This is a genomic window from Streptosporangium sp. NPDC000095, assembly GCF_042899335.1.
GTDB lineage: Bacteria > Actinomycetota > Actinomycetes > Streptosporangiales > Streptosporangiaceae > Streptosporangium.
On sequence record NZ_JBIAZS010000001.1, the window covers coordinates 646,278 to 667,769 of the forward strand.

Sequence of the window (21,492 nt, forward strand, 5' to 3'; positions counted from 1 at the left end):
CAGCACAGACCGATACCGGGGCGGCGAACGACGCCGCCCACCTCACCGCGACCCGCGTGCCCGGCACGCGGGTCGCGGTGTGCCGGCCGCTCCCCGGCCGGTGTCCGCGGATCGTCCGGGGAGGTGAGCGGGCGAAGAGCCTTCCGGAAGCCCTCATGAGACGCGCGAAGCCGGGTTGTTGGGCAGACTGGTCGTGACTTATGCGGATAAATCAGGCGAGGTGACGTGACAGACGCCGGTCCTCACCGACTTCGCGATCTTCTCGGGCACCGGCGGCAGGCCGCGACGGCCGCACTGCTGGGAATGCTTCTGCTGCTGAGCGCCTCGACACCGACCCTGCCGGCCGCCCTCAACCGGATCACCACCATCGCGTACGCGATCGAGGCCGGATCACACCAACCCGGCTGGTGGGGCGGCGCGATCCCGTACTCCTGGGGCGGTGGTCACGGCGAGGAGCCGGGCCCCTCCTTCGGCACCTGCCGGGGCTACACGGGGGCGATCAAGCCCTGCCCGGCCACCCGGACCCTCGGCCTGGACTGCTCCGGTCTCACCCGCTGGATCTACCACCTCGCCTACGGGCGCGACGTCCTTGGACCCGGCAACACCGACGACCACGTGAAGCGGCTCAAGAGGGTCCCCGCCGCCGTCGCCAAGCCGGGCGACCTCGTCTTCTACGGCAAGGTCGGCAAGCGTAAGGTCCGCACCCACCATGTCGGCGTCTACGTCGGACAGGGCAAGATGATCAATGCGCGGAGGACCGGGACCGAGGTTCGGGTCGATCACGTCGCGGCCCTCGACGACCTCGCGGGCTACTTCCGCTACTCGGGACCCCTCTGAGCCGCCCTCCAGAAAACGGAGCGCCCGGAAAACAGCAGGGTCTCGTGGAAACAGGAGAATGCCCTACAAGGGGGCTGCCGTGAAAACCGCACGGCGGAATCCCCGGCCTTCCACACCGGAAAGACATCGACCGTAGGAGAGACATGCGTCTGGGTGTCATGTTCGACCGCGACCTTCCCCCCGAGTCGCTCGTCCCCTTCTGCCGCCATCTGGACGCGGCCGAGGTGGACGACGTCTGGGTGGTGGAGGATCTCGGCTGGACCGGGGCGATCTCGTCCGCGGCCACCGCGCTCGCCGTCACCGAGCGCCTGCGGGTGGGCATCGGGATCACCCCCGCTCCCCTGCGCAACCCGGCACTGCTCGCCATGGAACTGGGCAACCTGGCCCGTCTGCACCCCGGCCGGCTCGCGGCCGGCATCGGGCACGGCGTCCAGGACTGGATGCGCCAGGTGGGTGCCCTCGCCCCCTCCCCGCTGGCGCTGCTCGAGGAGACGATCACGGCGGTACGCGAGCTGCTGCGCGGTGGGACGGTCACCCTGGAGGGCAGGGCGGTGCGGCTCGACGGGGTGCGTCTGGTACATCCTCCCGCCGTCGTGCCGCCGGTGCTGGCCGGGGTGCTGCGACCCCGCTCGCTGGAGCTGTCGGGACGGGTGGCGCAGGGCACGATCCTGCCCGAGGGCGTCGGCCCCCGGCAGATCGAGGAGGCCCTGAAGCTGACCGGTGAAGATGATCACGAGATGGTGGTCTTCGTCAACCTCTACATCGGCGACGACGCCGCGACGGTCACCGCCCTGGCCGAGGGGTCCGCCGGGTTCCTGAAGGTCGCCCCCGACGAGGTGGTGATGGCGGTGGGCTCCGCCGAGGAGGCGGCCGACCAGGTCAGGTCACTGTGGGAGGCGGGTGCCCGCACCGTCGTGGTCCGCCCGTTCGGACCCGACCCGCTCCCCCAGGTCGATCTTCTGCTGGCCGAGCTCCGCTAGTGTCGGACAGCGGCACGACCGAGGCTAGGAACGACTGCCCCGTACGCCGGTGAGGCGGCGCAGGACGTCCCACCAGAACGAGGCGCCGAACAGCAGCGCGACCATGGTGAGCAGGTAGCCGGGCCAGTGCCCGAGGGTGATGAGCCGGTCCCACCAGGCTTCGCCGTTCCAGTTGAAGGACGGGTCGGCGGAGCCGTCGGGCGGGATCGTGATGCTCACGATCGCGTGGTCGAAGATCTTGACCAGCGCCGGGGAGCTGAGGGACTCGGTCACACACTGGTACGGCTCGGCGAGGCCGGCCTCGCTGCCCGCGCACTTGTCCTTGAGGGCCGTGTAGCCGTCGTCGCCGCCCGCGATGGCGCTCACCCCCGCACGGTAGGCGTTGTCGCGCAGCAGGGTCTTGCCGTACTCCAGCGCGTCCATGCTGAACGCCAGCGTCAGGACCACTCCCAGCACGAAGACCACCCACTTGACGTAGCGGGCGTAGAGCGTGGACAGGCGCTGCATCTCCCCGTTGAACCAGTCCTCGACCCCCTTGCGGAACCTCGGCAGATCCCGCTGCGCGCCCTCCCAGACTCCCTTGAGGTGACCCGCGAGAGGGCTGTTGATCGCCTCCAGCTTCGCGAGCAGGCCGTCGATCCCCCCCTCCTCGGCGGCGACCAGCTCCATCACCGCGCCGGAGAACCGCGCGGGCGGGATGTTGGCGATGCTGGTACGGGAGCCCTTGGGGTGGTCGATCTCCTGGAGCCGCTCGTACAGCCGCGCGGTCATGTCGACCGACGGTTCCGACCTCCCGTCCGCCGAAAGGCCGGACGAACCAGAAGGGTCGGAGGGGCCGGGGGATCCGGTACCCGCCTCCCCGGTGGCCTCCCCCGGGGAGATCCCCTCGGCGATCTCCGCCGAGACCTTCTCCCTGGCCTGCTCCGCGGCGAGGACGGCCGCGGGGTCGACCCGCATCGGCTCGACGACCGAGGGCGCGGGGTCGGAGCTGTGCACGGGGCGCGGATCGTCCCTGGAGAAGGGCAGCTTCGCGAAGACGTCGGCGATCTTCGACGGGATCCACGACCTGCCGTCCTCCGAGCCGTCCAGGGTGTCCCTGAGGTAGGCCCACAGGAACTTGCTGCGGATCCCGAGCAGCCGGACGAAGGCCTCGTTGATCCCGCTCACCAGGAGCGACAGGAGCAGGAAGGCGAGGATCAGGCCGATGGCCAGATCAATGTAAACGGATATCAAATGGATCACCCGGACCGTTGATACACGCCTGCCCCAGGCGGCGCAACGCGATCACTCAAACAGGTTGGTTTTCGTGATCGGGGAACACGCGAACGAGCGGTTCTCCCCTTCGGTGCGGGCCGGTCCCCGATCCGCACCGAACACGCCGGCCCCTGGGGACTCCGGACAGACCGGCCCTCCGGAAAAGGCCAGGGAGGGCCGGGGAAGAGCGGCCTTCGGAAAGGGCACCCGGAGGGACCAGTCCTTCCGATCCGACCGGAGCCGGACCGGAAGGACCCGGAGAACCGGGTGGATCAGTCCTCGTAGAAGACGCGCTCCACGACCCGGCGGGCACGGCGGGTGGCGCGGCGGTAGTCGTCCACGAAGTCCTCTGTACCGTCGGGCGGGTAGCCGAGCGCGCGGGCGAGGAGCGTGCGCTCACGGGCGTCCACCGGGATCGCGTCGGAGGCGCGTCCCCGCACCGCGACGATGGCGTCGCGGATGCGCGAGGCGAACCGCCAGGCCTCGGCGAGCACGGCCTCGTCGGCCTCGGCCAGCAGGCCCTCCGTGACCGCCGCGCTCAGCGCCTCAAGGGTGCGGGTGGTGCGCAGCGACGGCCGCTGTCCCGCATGGCGGAGCTGGATGAGCTGGGCCACCCACTCCACGTCGGACAGCCCGCCGGGACCGAGCTTGGTGTGCAGGGCGGGGTCGGCGCCGCGCGGGAGGCGTTCGGCCTCCATCCTCGCCTTGAGCCTGCGGATCTCCAGCACGGCGGCGTCGGAGATGCCCCCCTCCGGGTAGCGCAGCGGGTCGGCCAGGTGCAGCAGCCCGATACCGAGTTCGGCGTCCCCCGCGGAGAAGCGGGCGCGCAGCAGCGCCTGCGACTCCCACGGCGACGACCACCGCTCGTAGTAGGCGGCGTAGGAGGCGAGGGTACGGACCAGCGGCCCCGCCTTGCCTTCGGGACGCAGGCCGGGGTCGATGAGCAGCGGCGGGTCGGGGGCGGGCAGGGCGAGCAGGCGGCGCAGCTCGTTGGCCACCTCGAACGCCGTCTCGGTGGCCTCGCGCTCGGACACGCCCTCGCGCGGCGAGTGGACGAACATCACGTCGGCGTCGCTGCCGTAGGAGGACTCGATCCCGCCCAGGCGACCCATCGCGATCACCGCGAACCTCGTGCCCAGCGGGGTGCGGCGCTCCATCTCGACCTTGTCGATGGCGGCGTCCAGCGCGGCCTGGATCGTCACGTCGTTGAGCCCGGACAGCGTCTGGCCGACCTCCTCGATGCCGATGATCCCGGAGAGGTCGGCGACGGCCGTGCGGAGCAGTTCCCTGCGGCGCAGCGCCCTGACCGCCGCCACCGCGCCCTCGGCGTCCCCGGGGTGGCGGGCAACCACGGTCCGCGCCTCGGACAGCACCGCCTCGACGGGTCTGGGGGCGAGTTCCGTGTCCGAGCCGAGCATCGCGACCGACTCGGGGGCGTTCATCAGCAGGCCCGTCACGTAGCGGCTGGTACCGAGCATCTTGGCCAGGCGCGACGCCACCGCGGTCTCGTCGCGGAGCAGCCGCAGGTACCAGGGGGTGGAGCCGAGCTTGTCCGAGACCTGGCGGAAGCCGAGCAGGCCGGCGTCGGGGTCGGGGGCGTCGGCGAACCAGCCGAGCATGACCGGCAGCAGGGTCCGCTGGATCGCGGCGCGGCGGGAGACGCCCGTGGTCAGCGCGCTGATGTGGCGCAGCGCCCCGCCGGGGTCGGCGTAGCCGAGGGCTTCGAGGCGGGCCTTGGCCGCGGCCGTGGAGAGCCGGTCCTCCGACTCGGGCAGCCGGGCCACGGCCTGCAGCAGCGGCCGGTAGAACAGCTTCTCGTGCAGGCGCCTCGCCTCCATGGCGTGCCGCCGCCACCTGGTGGTGAACTCCCCCACCGGGTCGGCGGTCATGCCCAGGCTCCGGCCGAGGCGGCGCAGGTCGGCGTTGCCCTCGGGCACCACGTGCGTGCGGCGGAGCCGGTGCAGCTGGATCAGGTGCTCGACCTGGCGCAGGAAGGTGTACGCCTCGGCGAGGGCCTTGGCGTCGTCCCTGCCCACGTAGCCGCCGCGGGAGAGGGCACCGAGCGCGGGCAGCGTGGCCCTGCGGCGCAGCAGCGGGTCGAGGCGGCCGTGGACGAGCTGGAGCAGCTGCACCGCGAACTCGATGTCGCGCAACCCACCGGGCCCGAGCTTCAGCTGACGGTCGGCCTCGCCGCTGCGGACGTGGGCCTCCACCCGGCGGCGCATGGCCTGGACGTCCTCGACGAACTTGTCACGGGTGGCGGCCTGCCAGACCATCTCGTTCATCGCGGCGACGTACTGCTCGCCGAGTGCGGTGTCGCCCGCGACCGGCCTCGCCTTCAGCAGCGCCTGGAACTCCCAGGTCTTCGCCCAGCGCCGGTAGTAGGCGAGGTGGCTGGCGAGGGTGCGGACCAGCGGCCCGGCCTTGCCCTCCGGGCGCAGCGCCGCGTCGACCTCCCACAGCGCGCCCTCCGGCGTGCTGGTCGAGCAGGCGCGCATCATGCCCTGGGCGAGCCGGGTGACGAGTTTGATCGCCTCGTGCTCGTCGAGGGAGCTGTCGGATCCCTCGCGCGGCTCGGCCACGAAGATGACGTCGACGTCGCTGATGTAGTTGAGCTCGCGCGCCCCGCACTTGCCCATGCCGATGACCGCCAGTCTCACCGCCCCCGCCTCAGGGTGCTCGGACCTGGCGACGGCGAGCCCCGCCTCCAGCGCGGCCCCCGCCAGGTCGGACAGCTCGGCGGTCACCTCCGAGAGCGAGACGACCCCGGTGACGTCGCGGGCGGCGAGATGGAGCAGGCGGCCCCGGTAGGCGGCGCGCAGCGCAGACAGGGTGGCGGTGGAGGCGTCGACGGCGACCGGCTCGGGCTCGTCCGGCTCGGCGCCGACCGCGAGCAGCAGCTCGGAGCGGAGCTCATCCTCGGTCGGACGCTCCACGGCCGACGCCCCGCCGAGCGTGCGCCAGTGGTCAGGGTGCCTCACGACGTGGTCGCCGAGCGCGGCGCTGACGCCGAAGACGCCGATCAGCCGCTCGCGCATCCCGGGGTCGGCCCGGAGCGCTCCAAGAACGCTGGGATCCTGTTCGGCCAGCCGGTTCAGCGAGGTGAGCGCCAGGTCGGGATCGGCCGCGGCGACCAGCGAGGTCAGCAGGTCGATGTCGCCGACGGCCTCCGGTCCCAGTTCGTCGAGCAGTCGCTCGGCCCTGGCACCGTCGGCGAAGCCGAGTCTCGCCAGGCGTCCGGCGGTCGTCTGCATCCGGGGCACGGTTTCCACCGACCCTCCATGGTCCTCGATCACAAGCACGGGTGCCCTTCCTCAATCCCTACCCCGAGCGATCAAAGGTGCACGCTCCCACACTCGCATGGGCCTCGCTTCCCCGGCGAACCGGGAGGGGCGGTGCATCTGCTTCCGGGTCCCCACCCTGGTCCGCATCCCAGCGTTCGGAGCGTCGCCGCACAGGTTAATCCTGAAACTGTGCGGCGTCGTTAGCGGATTCGGAACGTAATCGCGCAGTCACGCGGTTTGGACGGCGATGACGACGCCGGCGAAACGTTCGGCGAGAGGTCTCCACGCGCCGACCAGGTCGTTCCTCGACTCCTTCACCCGCGTGTTCAGCTCCTCGACCGAGTGGCCCAGGCCGGTCAGGGTCTCGGCCGATCCGGCCGTCCAGTCGACGAAGATCTCCGGGGTGGCCTCGGGGTGGAACTGCACCGCCCAGGCGTTCTCCCCCAGCCGGTACGCCTGGTTGGGGTACGGGTCGCCGGTGGCGAGCGGAACCGCGCCCGGGGGAAGCTCCGTGATCGCGTCGCGGTGGTACTGCACGGCGAGCGAGGGGCCGAGACCGGCGAACAGCCGATCCGTTCCGGCCGCGGGAAGAGGGACGACCTCGGTCACGCCGACCTCGAGTCCGTGCTCCCCGCGCCCGACGGCACCGCCGCAGGCGAGCGCCATGAGCTGTGCCCCCAGGCAGATCCCCAGGGTCGGCACGCCCCGCTCGACGCAGACGCGGATCAGGTCGCGGGTGGCGGGCAGCCACGGACACCTCTCGTCCTCCCAGGCCGCCGCCTCGCCACCGAGGACGATCAGTCCCCCGGTGATCCGCTCGGGCACCGCCTCGCCCAGGTAGGGCCGGACGACCTCGCAGACGGCCCCGGCCTCGGACAGCCATCCGGCGAGGAACCCGAGCCCCGCGTCGGCCTCGTGCTCGATGACGGTGATCCTCATACCGTAATTATGGGTTGACATGGGCACGAGACGGTCACAGCGGCAGGGGGATGCGAGGTCACCGCGCTCCCTGCCGCCCGTACGTGGACCGCATGCCGCCCCCATGCCGTCCGCATGTGGACCGCATGCCGCCCGTATGTGGACCGCATGCCGTCCGCATGTGGACCGCATGCCGCCCGTACGTGGACCGTGCGCCGGCCGTATGCCGAGCCCGTACCACCGCCCGTGCTGTCGGCCCTGTGTTCGGCGGGGACATTGACCTCGGACGCGAGTACCCGCCACCTTGGCATCAGCCCCGCCGGAACCGAAGGCGAGGCTCCACGCGCAAGGAGAACCGATGAATCCCGTCCTGAGTGATGTCGAGGTCCCCGGCGGCGCGTTGCGCGTCGCCCGGTTCGGCACCGGGTCCCGCGTGATCGTGGCGGTGCACGGCATCACCGCCTCGCTCATGGCCTGGGCCGGCGTCGCCCGCAGGCTCCCCGCCGAGTGGTCGCTGGTCGCGATGGACCTGCGGGGCCGCGGCCACAGTGCCGGGCTCCCGGGCCCGTACGGCCTGGCCAGGCACGCCGAGGACGTGAACCTCGTCGCCCGGTCCGTGGGCGCCGAGTCCGACATCGTGCTCACCGGTCACTCGATGGGCGCCTACGTCGCGGCCCTCGCCGCCGCGGGGCACGACTACGCCAGGGTGGTGCTGGTCGACGGCGGACTCCCGAGACCGCTGCCCCCCGGCGCCGCCCCCGACGCGGTGCTGGAGGCCACGCTCGGCCCGGCCATCGCCCGGCTGGACCAGACCTTCCCCGACGCCGACGCGTACGTGGACTTCTTCAAGGCCCACCCCGCCTTCGCCGACGCGTGGACCGAGGAGGCGGAGGAGTACGTCCGCTACGACGCGTCGGGGCCGGAGGGCACAGAGGGCACGGTGCGCTCGCGGGTGCGGCGGGAACCGGTCCGCGAGGACGGCCGGTGGATGCTCACCGAGGGCGAGACGGTCGACGCCGCGCTGCGCGCGATCACCTCGCCCCTGTCCCTGCTGCGCGCCCCGCGCGGACTGCTGAACCAGCCGGTCGGCTTCATGCCCGACGAGCTGGCGGCCGCGTGGACCGGGTGGCTGCCCGCGCTGGAGGACGAGGTGATCGACGACTGCAACCACTACACGATCCTCTTCGACGACCGCTGCGCCTCGCTGGTCGCCAAGCACCTCTCCCGCTGAGCCCTCGGCGCCGACCCGCGTCGCCCGAGGCCGGGTCAGCCGGTCTTGGCGGGAGTGATCCAGGTGGCCTTGGCCGCGGCGACCAGGGTGCCGTCGGCCTCGTAGACGGCGCTCTCGCCGAAGAGCTTGCGGCCCTCACGGCCGGTGGCGCGGGCCACGACGGAGTAGATGCCTCCGGGGTAGACCCGGCGGTGGATCCGTACGGTCAGACGACCGAGCAGGGCGAACTCGCCGGGTCCGAAGTGCGCCCAGCCGGTGGGGCAGTCGAGGGCGGCCCAGACGACCGTGTGGGGGACGGTGCCGTCCGCCTCGGTGATGGTCATCGGGACCCGCCAGCCGGCGGCGATCAGGTCGGTGCCGGGCACGGGACCCGGGAAGATCCGCAGGCCGTCGCCGGGGGCGCGCAGGCCGCACGCGAAGCAGCCGGGGAAGGCGTGCTCGACGAGACCGGCGAAGCCGACCTCGGCCCGCGCGGCCTCGGTGAAGGGCACGAAGTCCGGGACGTCGAACTCCTCGGCGACCGTGACGGCCTCGACGAGGAGCCTGTCGCCGTGGGTGAGGGTCGCGGTGTTGGCGAGGTGGCGCAGGGAGAGCTCGGTGTCCAGTGGCGTGGGTGCGTGCAGCGTGACCTCGATGGCCGAGTCGTGCCGGGCGCCGTGCAGCGCCTCCGAGACCGTGCCCGCGATCCAGCCGCCGTTCGCGGACCCCTCGGGACCACGGAAACGCGCCGGAACGGTGAGCACGGTCTGCAGCTCGGACGTCATTGTCATGCCGCACCTCCTGTCGCCTTTATGGCGATCGATCCTCATAAATCATGTTAATTGGACCGACCGATTTTATCGGACTGCTTGTACATACAGCCAACTCGGGTTCGATGACGCGCTCGTTAGCCGCGAGTAACACCGGTATGACGTTCGGCGGGCGCTCCCGGATCGCCCGCCGTGATGACCACGGCGGGCATCCCGGGCGCATGCCTCACGGGCACGGCGGACGCCCCGGAGGCCCACCGGGCCCGTGAGATCGTGACCGCGGTCAGAGGACCGGCAGGTAGCGGCCGAGCTCGAATTCGGTGACCTGCCTGCGGTATTCGTTCCACTCGGCGCGCTTGTTGCGCAGGAAGTAGTCGAAGACGTGCTCGCCGAGGGTCTCGGCGACGAGCTCGCTGCGCTCCATGACCGCGATCGCCTCGTCGAGCGACTGGGGCAGCGGCTGGATGCCCAGCGCCCTGCGCTCGGCCGAGGTGAGCGCCCACACGTCGTCCTCGGCACCCGGGGGCATCTCGTAACCCTCCTCGATGCCCTTCAGCCCGGCCGCGAGGATCACGGCGAAGGCGAGATAGGGGTTGCAGGCGGAGTCGAGCGAGCGGAACTCGATGCGGGTCGAGCCGCCCTTGTGCGGCTTGTACATCGGCACCCGGACGAGGGCGGAGCGGTTGTTGTGACCCCAGGAGACGTAGCTCGGGGCCTCACCGCCCGCTCCGGCGATCGCCTCGGCGCCGCCCCACAGCCGCTTGTAGGAGTTGACCCACTGGTTGCAGACCGCGGTGATCTCGGCGGCGTGCGTGAGCAGGCCACCGATGAAGGAGCGGCCGATCTTGGAGAGCTGGTAGTCGGCACCGGGCTCGTAGAAGGCGTTGCGGTCGCCCTCGAAGAGCGACATGTGGGTGTGCATGCCCGAGCCGGGGTACTCGGTGAAGGGCTTGGGCATGAAGCTCGCCCAGATGCCCTGCTCCAGCGCGACCTCCTTCATCACCAGGCGGAAGGTCATGATGTTGTCGGCGGTGGTGAGCGCGTCGGCGTAGCGCAGGTCGATCTCCTGCTGGCCGGGGCCGCCCTCGTGGTGGCTGTACTCGACGGAGATGCCCATCGACTCCAGCATCATGATCGCGTTGCGCCGGAAGTCGTGGCCGGAGCTGTGCGGGGTGTGGTCGAAGTAGCCGCCGCCGTCGATCGGCTCGGGGCGCTCGGCGCCCTCCGGCCGGCTCTTCAACAGGAAGAACTCGATCTCCGGGTGGGTGTAGAAGCTGAAGCCCATGTCGGAGGCCTTCGCCAGGGTGCGCTTGAGCACCCAGCGCGGGTCGGCGTGCGAGGGCGAGCCGTCCGGCATGAGGATGTCGCAGAACATCCGGGCCGCACCCGGCGTCTCGCTGCGCCACGGAAGGATCTGGAAGGTCGACGGGTCGGGCTTGGCGAGCATGTCCGACTCGTAGACCCGGGCGAAGCCCTCGATGGCCGAGCCGTCGAAGCCGATGCCCTCGGCGAAGGCCCCTTCGAGCTCGGCCGGGGCGATGGCCACCGACTTCAGGAACCCGAGCACATCGGTGAACCACAGCCGGATGAACCGGATGTCGCGCTCCTCAAGGGTGCGGAGAACGAACTCCTGCTGGCGGTCCAAGGCTTCTCCTTCATTGCCGACGTGCCGCAACACGCCTAGTGGTCTCCCAGTTTGCCCTCTCAGTGTTTCGCACACGTTACGAGGAAGAACGGTGAGATGTGGCACAGGGACCGTCGCGCCTCCACACGCCCGTCCCTCTCTCCTCTTACAGTGTGCGACCGGAGCCGCTGGGAACCCGATCCGGGGGGAGACGACGATGACGCGTACCGAGGTCCACCGACCACCGCACGCGGTCCCGCCACCGGCCAGGCTCGCCGAACGCCTCGCGGCGCTGGCGATGCCCTGCCCCGTCCACCCGTCGATACACCTGGTCGAGGCAGCGACCTCCGACTGGGCGCGCGCGTCGGGCCTGGACCCCGATCCCGCCGCCGCCCGGCTGGCCGGACGGGCGTTCGCCCGTTGCGAAACCGGCGCGGTGACGCGGCTCGCCCGCTGGCTGACCTGGATGTCGTGCCTGCGCCGGGCTCCCGAGGCCCTCACCCCGGTCCTCGCCGTGGCCGCGGGCGGCGAGCCGGGCCGGGCCCCGCTGGAGCGGGCCTTCTCCGGTCTGTGGACGGCGTGCGCGCCGGAGATGGGCGACGCCTGGCGCGAGCGGTTCACGGCCGGGCTCGCCGCCCAGCGCGAGGCGCTCCTCTCCCCCGGGACGACCTCGGCCGGGGATCGTACGGGGTCGCCCGTGGACGCCTTCGGCCGCTACCTGTTCGACCTGGTGGAGCCCTGCCTGGGGGTGGAGGTGCCCGCCCCGGTGTGGCGGAGCACGCACTGGCGGGCGCTCGTCGAGGTGAGCGGCGAGGTGGCCGCCCGGTGCGAGGAGGCGGTGGCCGGACCCGGCCACACGGGCGCCATTTCTCTGGAACGCTCCAATTCCGGGGCGGAAGAGTGGAAGATCGACGGGGTCGCCACCCGCATGGAGGAGCTGTGGACGGCCGCCCGCGCGATCCCGGCGCTCGTGGAGCGGCACGACCTGGGCTTCACCGCCGGCCGCGAGGCGACGCGGGTGGCATGCGCTTTCTTGACCATCCCGAGGGCCTACCTGGAGTGGCTGCTGGAAACACCTCGCTATCGTCACTTGGCGTAACCGTTCTTCTTCGATGAGTAATGCTGGAGTAAGCGATGAGCACCACGCTCCTCAACCACAAGCTCGACCGTGCCTTCGGGCATATGGACGTCGACGGCGACGGATCGATCGAGCGCGAGGACCTTCTCGGACTCGGCGCCCGGATCCTCGTCGGCTTCGGCGAGGCGCCGACCTCCCACGCCGGCAGCAGGCTCGCCCAGGGCTTCGAGGAGATCTGGCGGACCCTCGCCGCGGAGATCGACACCGACGGTGACGGCGTGATCTCGTCCGAGGAGTTCCGCGCCGGCATGACCTCGGCGTTCGTCGAGGGCGACCGGTTCGACACGGTGTTCGCGCCCGCGGCCGAGGCGTTGGCGGGGCTGTGCGACACCGACGGGGACGGGGCCGTGGGGCCGGACGAGTTCTGGATCATGATGGCCGCGTTCGGCACCCCGCGCGAGGACGTGCGGGCCACCTTCGAGCGGCTCGACGGCGACGGCGACGGCGTCGTGTCCGTGGGCGAACTGGTCGAGGCGACCCGGCAGTTCTACACGAGCGCCGATCCCGACGTGGTCGGCAACTGGCTGTTCGGTCCGCTCTAGTGGCCCTCATCCCGACGTTCGGCGATCCTCTGACCCGCCCCCGACCCCACCCACAGCCCTTGCCATCCTCGACGCACCTTTCCCCGCCTCCCTCCCCCGTCCCACCGGCCGGACCGCGGAGACCCGCCGGGCCGCCGAGGTCCTCCGGGGTGGCCGCGGCCCTGCTGCTGCCCCTCACCGAGCTCGTGCCGGTGATGTCGGCGCCGTGCCCGATGCACCCCTCGATCGACCTGATCGGCGCCGAGCTCGCCGTCTGGGCCCGCGCGGTGGAGCTCGAACCTCCCCCCGGCGCCGGATTCGAGCGGATGGCCGGCCGCGCCTTCTGCGGATTCGGCGTGGAGTCGGCGCTGCTGTTCGCCAAATGGCTGACCTGGCTGTTCCACTTCGACGACGAGTGGGACGAGAAACCCGCCGGGCGCGCGACCGAGATCGTCAAGGACACCTTCGCGCGGCTCGACCTCGTCGCGCGTTCCCCCGCCCACGCCTCCTCGCCCGTCGAGCTGGCCTTCGGCGACCTGTGGAAGGCCACCACCGAGCGGATGAGCACCCGCTGGCGGCACCGGTTCCTGGCCGGGCTGGCGGCCCAGGGCGAGGCCTGCCGTACCGAGGCCGAGAACCGGTGCGCGGGCCGCGTACCCTCCCCCGCGGAGTACCCGCGGCTGCGGCGGGGCACCGCGGGTCCCTATCTGTTCGACCTGGTGGAGCCCTGCCTGGGGGTGGAGGTGCCCGCGGGGCTGCGCGAGAGCACGACCTGGCGGACGCTGGTGGACGCCTGCAACGACGTCACCGCCTGGTGCAACGACGTCGCCTCGCACCACAAGGAGCGGGCCAACGGTGACGTGCACAACTACGTGACGGTCGCCGCGACCGCGTTCGGGCTCTCCGACGCCGACGCCGTCGCCTGGGTGAACGACCGGATCGCCGCCCGCGCCGAGGACCTGCGGACCTCCGCGCGCCGGCTGCCGACGCTGTTCGACCGGTTCGGGTTCTCGACCGGCCAGGCCAGGGACGTCAGCAAGGTCGCGTGCGCGTTCCTCACGGCGCCGAGGGCCCAGTTGGAATGGCTGCTGGAGTCCAGCCGGTACGACGTACCCTGACCGGCCGCCCCCGGGCGGTTCCGCCCGGGGGCCCGCCGAGCCCGCACGCCCGGTCCCGGCCTCGGTGCCGGCGGCCCGCGGGCGTCGTACGGTGCCCACCGGCGTTGAGTATTCGTTGATTGAATTGCGGTCTTCGCCGGTTAAGGTCCTTTTAAGCACGAAATGAAGGGCCGAAACCATCATGCGCGGGCTGTACCGTGTGGTCCCGACGGTGACGCCCGTCCAGAGCAGGGTGGCGGCGGTGCTCACCGCCACCGCGTCCATAGCGACGCTCACTGCCACCGCGTCCGTGGCGACCCTCATCGCCACCGCGTCCGTGGCGATGGTGTGCGTCAACGTCTGGGTCACGGCACGGCTCCCGCAGCCCTCCTACACACCGCTGCCGTTCTCACCCGAGGACGTGGCAGGCGTCGCGTTCCCCATCCTCGGTGCGCTGCTGGTGTTCCAGCGGCCCCGGCTCGTCATCGGCTGGCTGCTCTGCCTGGGCGGACTGTGCTCCGCGCTGAACAGTCTCACGATCAACCTCGCCCTCCTTGACGCGGGGCACCGGCTGCTCCCCCAGGAGGCGGTCTGGACGGTCGCCGGGGTGAGCTGGAAGCTGGCCATCCTCTTCCTGGTCGTGCTGCTGCCGCTGCTCTATCCGGACGGGAGGCCGCCGTCGCCGCGCTGGCGGGCGCTGGTGTGGGTCTCCGTCGCCGTTCTGTGCGCCGACGTGCTCCTCATGGACCTCATGCCTCTCGCCGGGCAGCGGTACACGAGTTCCGGCCCCCACCCTCTGCGGTTCTCGCTGGACATGCTCACCAACGCGATCATGATCCTCGCCTTCGCCTCGCTCGCCGTGAGGTTCCGGCGGGCCGGCCGCGAGGAGCGTCGGCAGATCCTCTGGACGCTGATCGCGCTCGCCACCGTCATCGTCCCCTGGGTGATCGGCAATCCGGTGTGGTGGCTCACGTCGTTCACGATCCCGCTCGTCCCGGTCGCGATCACCTTCTCGGTGCTGCGGCACCGCCTCTACGGGATCGACACGCTCATCACCAGGACGCTGGTCGGGGCGGGCCTCGTCGGCGTGATCGGCGGGGTCTACGTGGCGGTGGGCACCGCCTCCAGCCTGTTCCTGTCGGATGTGGACCGGATCGGCGGCCTGGTCGCCGCGCTCTGCGCGGGGGTGTTCTTCCATCCGATGCGACGGCTGCTTCAGCGTGGCGCCGACCGCCTCCTGTACGGCGGCAGGGGCGACCCGGTGGCGCTGGCCGCCGGACTCGGCCGCAGGCTCCAGCGCATCGCCCCCGAGGCCGGCCTGTCCGCGGCCCTGGACGTGCTGCGCGACGGCCTGGCGGTCACCGGCGCCGGCGTGCGCTTCCAGGGCGGCTGGCCGGAGGAGGTGACGGTGGGGACGCTGGAGGAGGTGACGCGCGACATCCGGCTGGTCTGGCACGGCGAGCCCGTCGGACGTCTGCTCATCGGCCCGCCGGGGGCCCGGCGCCTGCCAGCCGCGCACAACGAACGGGTCATCGCCGCGCTCACACCGTACGTCGCCGACGCGGCCCACGCGGTCCGGCTGGTCGGCGCGCTGCGGCGCTCCCGGGAGCGCATCGTCACCACCCGCGAGGAGGAGCGCCGCCGTCTCCGCCGCGACCTGCACGACGGTCTCGGCCAGTCGCTCAGCGGGATGGCGATGGCCATCAACGCGGCCAGGATCTCCCTGCGCACCTCCCCTGAGACGGCCGAACGCATGCTCGCCGAGCTGCGCTCCGGCATGGACAGCGTCACCGGAGACATCAGGCACCTGGTGTACGGCCTGCGCCCGCCCGCGCTGGACGATCTCGGCCTGGCCGGAGCCGTGGCGGAGATGGCGGGCCCCGGCGTCACCGTCGAGGTGAGGGGCGAGCTGCCGGGACTGCCCGCCGCGACCGAGGTCGCCGCGTACCGCATCGCGCAGGAGGCGCTGACCAACGCGCGCAGGCACGCGGGGGCCGCGACCGTGCGAGTATCGCTGGAACGGGGCGAGGACGACCTGAGCGTCCGGGTGCGCGACGACGGGATCGGCCTGCCCTCCGGACGTCGTTCGGGGGTCGGGCTGGCGTCGATGCGCGAGCGCGCCGCCGAACTGGGCGGGACATGCGTGATCACCACGCCCCCCGAGGGGGGAACCGTGGTCGAAGCGATACTTCCGGTGAACTTGAATGTGGAGATCTGACCACGGATGATTTCTTACGGCTTGCGAACGATGGTGAGTATTGCTCTATGAGGTTGGTCCAGGTAGCCCTACCCTTACGCCTGCAATGCTGACATTTCGTGCTCTCGGACCGTTCCAGGCGCGTCACGGCGAGACGTCACTCGACCTCGGAGGCCAGCGCCAGATGGCGGTGCTGGCCCGGCTCCTCGTGGCCGGAGGCCGCGCCGTCCCCGTGACCATGCTCATCGACGAGCTGTGGCCCGGCGAGCCTCCCGCCCAGGCCCTCTCGACCATCCAGGGATACGTGTCGCGGTTGCGGCGCGCCCTGGAGCCCGGCCGCGCGCCCCGCGAGGAGGCCGAGGTCCTGGTCTCCGCCCCACCGGGGTACGCGCTGCGCGCCTCGCCGGGCCAGGTGGACGCCTGGAGTTTCGAGAACGCGGTCAAGGCGGGCGGCGCGCCCGCCCAGGTGTGGGAGCGCCTGGAGGCCGCCCTCGCGCTCTGGCGCGGCCCGGCCCTGGCCGAGTTCTCCGACCTGTCCTGGGCCGTGAGCGAGGCCGGCAGGCTGGAGGAACTGCGGCTGATCGCGGTCGAGCGCCGCGCCGACGCGGGACTCCTGCTGGGGCACTCCGGCGCCCTGGTCGCCGACCTGGAGGCACACGCCTCGGCGCACCCGCTGCGTGAGGAGGCCTGGCGGCTGCTCGCACTGGCCCTGTACCGCAACGGCAGGCAGGGGGACGCGCTGGGAGCGCTGCGGCGTGCCAGGGTGCTGCTCCGTGACGAGCTCGGCCTCGACCTGGGCGCCCCTCTGCAGCGCCTGGAGTCCGACATGCTGGCCCAGGCCGTCCACCTCGACCCGCCCGCCGAGGCCGTGCGGGCCGCGAAGCCCGCGACGCACACCGTGGAACGGAAACCGGCACCGCCGGGCCTGCGGGTCGTCGTGGTGGACGACCAGGCGCTGGTCCGCACCGGCCTGCGCGTGGTGCTCGACAGCGAGCCGGGCTTCGAACTGGTCGGGGAGGCGGAGAACGGCGAGCAGGCGATCGCGGTCGTCAAGGAGACCTCTCCCGACCTGGTGCTGATGGACATCCAGATGCCCAGGCTGGACGGGCTGACCGCGGCGCGGAGGATCCTGACCGACGAGGCGCCGCCGAAGGTCATCATGATGACCACCTTCGGCACGGACGACAACCTCTACGCGGCACTGCGGGCCGGGGTGAGTGGATTCGTCCTCAAAACGTCGGCGCCCGAGCAGCTCATCACCGCGATGCGGGCCGCGCAGGCCGGTGACGCGCTGATCGACCCCGCCGTCACCACCCGCCTGATCGCGGCCTTCGCCGGCCGCACCGACCCGTCTGCGCCACCCGGCCTCGCCGGTCTCGGCGACGCCGAACTCGACCTGATGAAACTGGTCGCCCGAGGACTGACCAACCGGCAGATCGCGGCGACCCTCGCGGTCCCCGAAGGGTCGGTCTCGCGGTCGGTGGTCAGGCTGCTCGACCACCTCGGGCTGTTCGACCGTGCCCAACTCGTCGTCACGGCGTACGAGTCCGGGCTGGTCAACCCTGGCGACGTGGGCAGATAGCGATGCGACCACGGCCACGCGACCACGACCGGGGCCGGACGCTCGACGGCACCGGAGGTGTGCCCAGGCCGGTCGTGGACGCGGTCACCGTGGCCGAGGACGCCCCCACCTGGCCCGTCGTCTCGCCGGTGCGCGCTCTGCTGCGCTCCCCGGCTCGGCTCGCCGCCGTCTCGGCGGCGATCCTCTCGGTGGGGCTCTCCGTCGTCGGCTTCGTGCTCGGCCTCGGCCTGCCGCACGAGTGGCGACCACCGGTGCCCGCCACTCCCGACCTCGCGGCAGGGCTGACGTTCCCCGTGGTGGGCGCGTTCCTGCTGGCACACCGCTCGCGCCCGGTCACGGCGTGGCTGATGTGCGTGGGCGGCCTGATGTGCGCCGTCAACACGTTCTCCGAGGCGGCGATGTTCACCTTCGCCGCGGCGGGCGAGATGGAGTCCGCGGGCTACCTCCGCATGAGCATGGTCACGGGGAAGTCCCTCGGCGGGCTCCTGCTGGCGATCCTGTTACCGCTGTACTCCCCCGACGGGCGGCTGCCCTCGCGGCGGTGGCGGCCGCTGGTGGCGGCCGGCGTGGTCGTGTTCGCGACGCAGTTGCTGCTGCACCTCACCCGCCCCGACCCCGACCCCGCGCTCTACCCCTGGCCGCGGGTCATTCCCAGCCCGCTCTCGCTGGACCTCCTCGCCCCGTACAACACGGTGGCGCGCGAGGTGGCCTCCATACTGATCTCGGCTCTCGCGGTCCTCGCACTCGTCTCCATGGTGCTGCGCTTCCGGCGGGCAGGCCCGGAGGTGCGCCGCCAGATCGCCTGGCCGGTCTTCGCGTTCGCCGTCTACGTCGCCTTCCTGCTCGCCGGACCCGACTGGTGGCTGGCCGCGACGATCTGGACCGGGCTCATCCCGGGGGCCATCGTCTTCTCGGTGCTGCGCTACCGGCTCTACGGCATCGACACGGTGGTCAGCCGCGCCTTCGTCGCCGCCGGGCTGATCGCCGCGGTCAGCGCCATGTACGCGGTCGGCGCGGTCGCCGGGCTGGCGCTGTCGGGATACGACCGGATCGGCGGCCTGATCGCGGCTCTGCTCGCCGGGATCGTCTTCCATCCGCTCCGGCACAGGCTCAGGCGCCTCGTCGACCGGCTCATGTACGGCACTCGCGGTGACCCTCGGGCGTTCGCCGCGCTCCTGTCCAGAGAGGTCCGCGAGACCGAGCCCGCCAACGCGCTCGCCGCCGTCGCAGCCGTGATCAAGGACGGGCTGAGCGTCACCGGCGTCACCGTCGAGGTCTACGGGCCCGGCTCCAGGCAGGTCCAGGTCGGCCCGCTCGGCGAGGCGCCGCGCGAGGTGCCGCTGGTCTGGCACGGCGAGCCGGTCGGGCGACTGCTGCTCGGCTCCCCCGGCCCCCGCAGGTTCGCCGCCGCACACAACGACCGCCTGGTCGCGGTGGCGGTCCCGTACGTCGCCGACGTGGCGCACGCCGTACGGATGACCGCCGACCTGCAGCGTTCCCGGGAACGCATCCTCACCGCCCGGGAGGAGGAGCGCCGCCGCCTGCGCAGGGACCTGCACGACGGGCTCGGCCACGCGCTGACCGAGATGGCCATGTCGATCAACATGGCCAGGATCAGCCTGCGCACCGCTCCCGCCTCGGCGGACAGGCTCCTGCTCGAACTGCGAAGCGGCATGGACGCGGTCAGCCGGGAGATCAGGGAACTGGTGTACGGCCTGCGCCCGCCCACCCTCGACGAACTCGGCCTGGCGGGGGCCGTGCGTGCCCTCGCTCAGGAGGGTGGCCCCCGGGTGGCGGTGGAGATCGAGGGCGACCTGTCGGATCTGCCCGCGGCGGCCGAGGTGGCCGCGTACCGCATCGCGCAGGAAGGGCTCACCAACATCCGCAAGCACGCGGGCGCCAGTTCGGCGGTGATCTCGCTGCGGCGCGGTGAGTCACTCGTGGTCCGTGTCCAGGACGACGGAAGCGGACTGCCCTCGGGACCTCGTACGGGGGTGGGACTGCTCTCCATGCGCGAGCGGGCCGCCGAACTGGGCGGCACCTGCGTGATCGAGTCGGCGCCCGAGGGCGGAACGGTCGTGGAGGCCGTGCTGCCGATCCCCTCGACTCCGATCGCGGCGGGCCGCGTGTAAACCTTTTCGCCTTCTCGGGGCTCTAACCAGCCGTTGAGTAATTCACCCGAGGAGATCCCCTTGAAGCACTGGGCCCTGGCCACCGGCCTCGCACTCGCCCTGACGGCCGTCGTCACCGCCCCCGCCCTCGCCGAGGGCGCCGGGGCAGCGGCCGGATCCCTCGGTGAGAACAGAGGGACGACCGGAGGCATCGGGGCGGTGACCGGCTCCACCGCGAGCACCGGGAACACCGACGCCGCCCGATCCACCGGGGGCACCGCGCCCAAGGCGGTCTCGAACGCGACCGCGGCCCCGATCTCGGGCGCCGTCTACTTCCGCTACGGGGGAAGCGGAGTCGAGGTGCTGACATACCGGGGAGGCCGGAGCAGCGGCGGCCCGACCGCCGGCGCCGGCGCCTTCGCCGGCCAGTTCGCGGTCGCGCCCGACGGCCGGAGGATCGCCTGGATCGACGACAAGAACAGGTTGCGCGTCACATCGGCCAACGGACCCCGCATGGGCAGGGTGATCGCCAAGAACGCCGCCTACGGCGGCCCGTGTCTCACCCCCGCCTGGTCCGCCGACGGCAAGCGGATCGCCTACCCGGTGAAGGGCACCGGCGAGGCGATGACGGTGGCCGTGATCGGCCCCGACGGCAGGGGCAGGTTCAACGCCGGGAAGACCTCCGGCCCCTGCCATCTGACCTGGTCGGCCGACGGCAGGACCCTCGCCGGGTACGCGGGCGGCACGGACGGCGTCCACCTCCTGGACACCAGGCGGCGGACCTCCGGCCTCGTCCCGGGTGTCAAACGCGCCAACCACGTGGAGAGCCTGTCACCCGACGGCCGCAGGGTGGTGGTCAACGCCATCGGCGCGAACGCCCCGGGTGGCGACGGCTCCTGGCCCCTGTCGTTCACCCCGTCGATCTACGACACCAGGACCGGCGCGAAGGTCGCCATCCCGGTCAAGGGACGGCTGCTTGGCGCGCGCTACCTGCGCGACGGGCGTCTGGCGGTCCGCGTCAAGGGCACGGCCGCCAACACGATCGTGGTCCTCTCCCGCTCGGGCAAGGAGATCCAGCGGATGGCCGAGCGCGCCGACGCGAAGAACTTCGGGCTGCTCTGGGTCCTCAGCTGACAGGTCCCCCGCGACGTCACGAACGACACCCGGATCTCATCGCGTCTTCGCGCCTCACAAGTCGATTAATGCGTAAATGCATTAAGAAATCATATTTCCCGGAAATTTGTCACAGGAAATAAAAGCCAGGCAAAATCAGCCTCCTCTTAACTTACTCCGAAAATAAGGAAAAGAGAGCTCGGGTCCTTTGGCCCGATACGACTGGCCTATATGTTTCCCCCTAGATCATGGCCGTGGGCGGACTCCGCCCACGGCCCGAACAAAGGGGAAAACCATGTACGGCAAGCGGCAGCTGACGGTGATCGGCCCAACGCTTCTCGCGGCACTCGCCCTCGGACCCGTCTCGTTCTCCTATGCCTCGCCCGCGCCGGATCCCGAGCAGGCCGTGACGGTGAACACCGCGCAGAACGAGAGCATGACGGACCCGATCACGTCGGCGGAAACATCGGATTCTGCGGACTCGATGGATTCCGTGGATTCCGGGGAGTCCGCGGAAGACCCGAGCGACTACTGGCGGGGATACAGGAACGGTTACCGGGCCGCCGCACAGGACTGTCGCAGGACCAGGTCGCGGAGCTACGCCGGGCCGCCCAGCGACTACGACAGAGGCTGGCTGGACGGCTACGACGCCGGATACGCCCGCTTCTGCTGGTAGACGCACTGAGAACGCCGTCACCGACGGACGGCGTCGCGGCTCTCGACCGTGATCGGCAGGCATCGCCGCGCTCAAGGCGAAGCGCGGCGAGCACGGCCGTGACGGTCCAGGTGATCCCCCGACCTCGCTGATTTTCCTCATCTCGGTGATCCCATTGGTCCCGGCGCGATCCGGACGATC

Annotated in this window: 16 protein-coding genes; 11 read left to right on the forward strand and 5 right to left on the reverse strand. The window is 71.5% G+C overall.

What is annotated here, in order from left to right:
• Positions 1-225: 225 nt before the first annotated feature.
• On the forward strand, positions 226-837 hold the full coding sequence (locus ACFY3V_RS02635; protein WP_389769222.1) for a C40 family peptidase: 612 nt from the start codon (positions 226-228) through the stop codon (positions 835-837).
• A 143-nt stretch (positions 838-980) separates the two neighbouring features.
• Positions 981-1,817, forward strand: coding sequence for an LLM class flavin-dependent oxidoreductase (locus tag ACFY3V_RS02640; protein ID WP_389769225.1), 837 nt, complete (start codon positions 981-983; stop codon positions 1,815-1,817).
• Between the two features lie 24 nt (positions 1,818-1,841).
• On the opposite strand, the gene ACFY3V_RS02645 is transcribed toward ACFY3V_RS02640, so the two are convergent.
• From ACFY3V_RS02645 to ACFY3V_RS02655, 3 genes are all read right to left on the reverse strand, one after another.
• Positions 1,842-3,059, reverse strand: a complete 1,218-nt coding sequence (locus ACFY3V_RS02645) for a hypothetical protein (RefSeq protein ID WP_389769227.1) — start codon at positions 3,057-3,059, stop codon at positions 1,842-1,844.
• A 284-nt stretch (positions 3,060-3,343) separates the two neighbouring features.
• On the reverse strand, positions 3,344-6,325 hold the full coding sequence (locus tag ACFY3V_RS02650; protein ID WP_389770207.1) for a bifunctional [glutamine synthetase] adenylyltransferase/[glutamine synthetase]-adenylyl-L-tyrosine phosphorylase: 2,982 nt from the start codon (positions 6,323-6,325) through the stop codon (positions 3,344-3,346).
• A 258-nt stretch (positions 6,326-6,583) separates the two neighbouring features.
• Positions 6,584-7,294 carry a type 1 glutamine amidotransferase gene (locus ACFY3V_RS02655; RefSeq protein ID WP_389769230.1) on the reverse strand — a complete coding sequence of 237 codons (711 nt, stop codon included), beginning with the start codon at positions 7,292-7,294 and terminating at the stop codon, positions 6,584-6,586.
• Between the two features lie 337 nt (positions 7,295-7,631).
• On the opposite strand from ACFY3V_RS02655, the gene ACFY3V_RS02660 reads away from it, so the two are divergent.
• On the forward strand, positions 7,632-8,504 hold the full coding sequence (locus tag ACFY3V_RS02660; RefSeq protein ID WP_389769233.1) for an alpha/beta hydrolase: 873 nt from the start codon (positions 7,632-7,634) through the stop codon (positions 8,502-8,504).
• Positions 8,505-8,539: 35 nt separating this feature from the next.
• Here the strand turns inward: ACFY3V_RS02660 and ACFY3V_RS02665 are convergent, their stop codons facing one another.
• Positions 8,540-9,274 (reverse strand): hotdog fold domain-containing protein, encoded by a 735-nt coding sequence (locus ACFY3V_RS02665; protein WP_350947425.1) that lies wholly within the window; start codon positions 9,272-9,274, stop codon positions 8,540-8,542.
• A 262-nt stretch (positions 9,275-9,536) separates the two neighbouring features.
• Entirely contained in the window at positions 9,537-10,898 is a 1,362-nt protein-coding gene (gene glnA, locus ACFY3V_RS02670) for a type I glutamate--ammonia ligase (RefSeq protein ID WP_350947424.1), read from the reverse strand.
• A gap of 196 nt (positions 10,899-11,094) precedes the next feature.
• Between glnA and ACFY3V_RS02675 the strand changes: the two genes are divergently transcribed.
• From ACFY3V_RS02675 to ACFY3V_RS02710, 8 genes are all read left to right on the forward strand, one after another.
• Positions 11,095-11,976, forward strand: coding sequence for a hypothetical protein (locus tag ACFY3V_RS02675; protein ID WP_389769237.1), 882 nt, complete (start codon positions 11,095-11,097; stop codon positions 11,974-11,976).
• 35 nt (positions 11,977-12,011) lie between these two features.
• Positions 12,012-12,557 (forward strand): EF-hand domain-containing protein, encoded by a 546-nt coding sequence (locus tag ACFY3V_RS02680; protein ID WP_350947422.1) that lies wholly within the window; start codon positions 12,012-12,014, stop codon positions 12,555-12,557.
• A gap of 149 nt (positions 12,558-12,706) precedes the next feature.
• On the forward strand, positions 12,707-13,654 hold the full coding sequence (locus ACFY3V_RS02685; RefSeq protein ID WP_389769240.1) for a terpene synthase family protein: 948 nt from the start codon (positions 12,707-12,709) through the stop codon (positions 13,652-13,654).
• Between the two features lie 211 nt (positions 13,655-13,865).
• On the forward strand, positions 13,866-15,851 hold the full coding sequence (locus ACFY3V_RS02690; protein WP_389769243.1) for a sensor histidine kinase: 1,986 nt from the start codon (positions 13,866-13,868) through the stop codon (positions 15,849-15,851).
• 85 nt (positions 15,852-15,936) lie between these two features.
• The gene (locus ACFY3V_RS02695) at positions 15,937-17,412 is read left to right on the forward strand and encodes a BTAD domain-containing putative transcriptional regulator (RefSeq protein WP_389769246.1); all 1,476 of its coding nucleotides are present in this window, start codon (positions 15,937-15,939) and stop codon (positions 17,410-17,412) included.
• 2 nt (positions 17,413-17,414) lie between these two features.
• Entirely contained in the window at positions 17,415-19,544 is a 2,130-nt protein-coding gene (locus tag ACFY3V_RS02700) for a histidine kinase (protein ID WP_389769249.1), read from the forward strand.
• Positions 19,545-19,604: 60 nt separating this feature from the next.
• Entirely contained in the window at positions 19,605-20,657 is a 1,053-nt protein-coding gene (locus ACFY3V_RS02705; RefSeq protein WP_389769252.1) for a TolB family protein, read from the forward strand.
• Between the two features lie 274 nt (positions 20,658-20,931).
• Positions 20,932-21,312 (forward strand): hypothetical protein, encoded by a 381-nt coding sequence (locus tag ACFY3V_RS02710; protein WP_389769254.1) that lies wholly within the window; start codon positions 20,932-20,934, stop codon positions 21,310-21,312.
• The last annotated feature ends 180 nt before the right edge of the window (positions 21,313-21,492 follow it).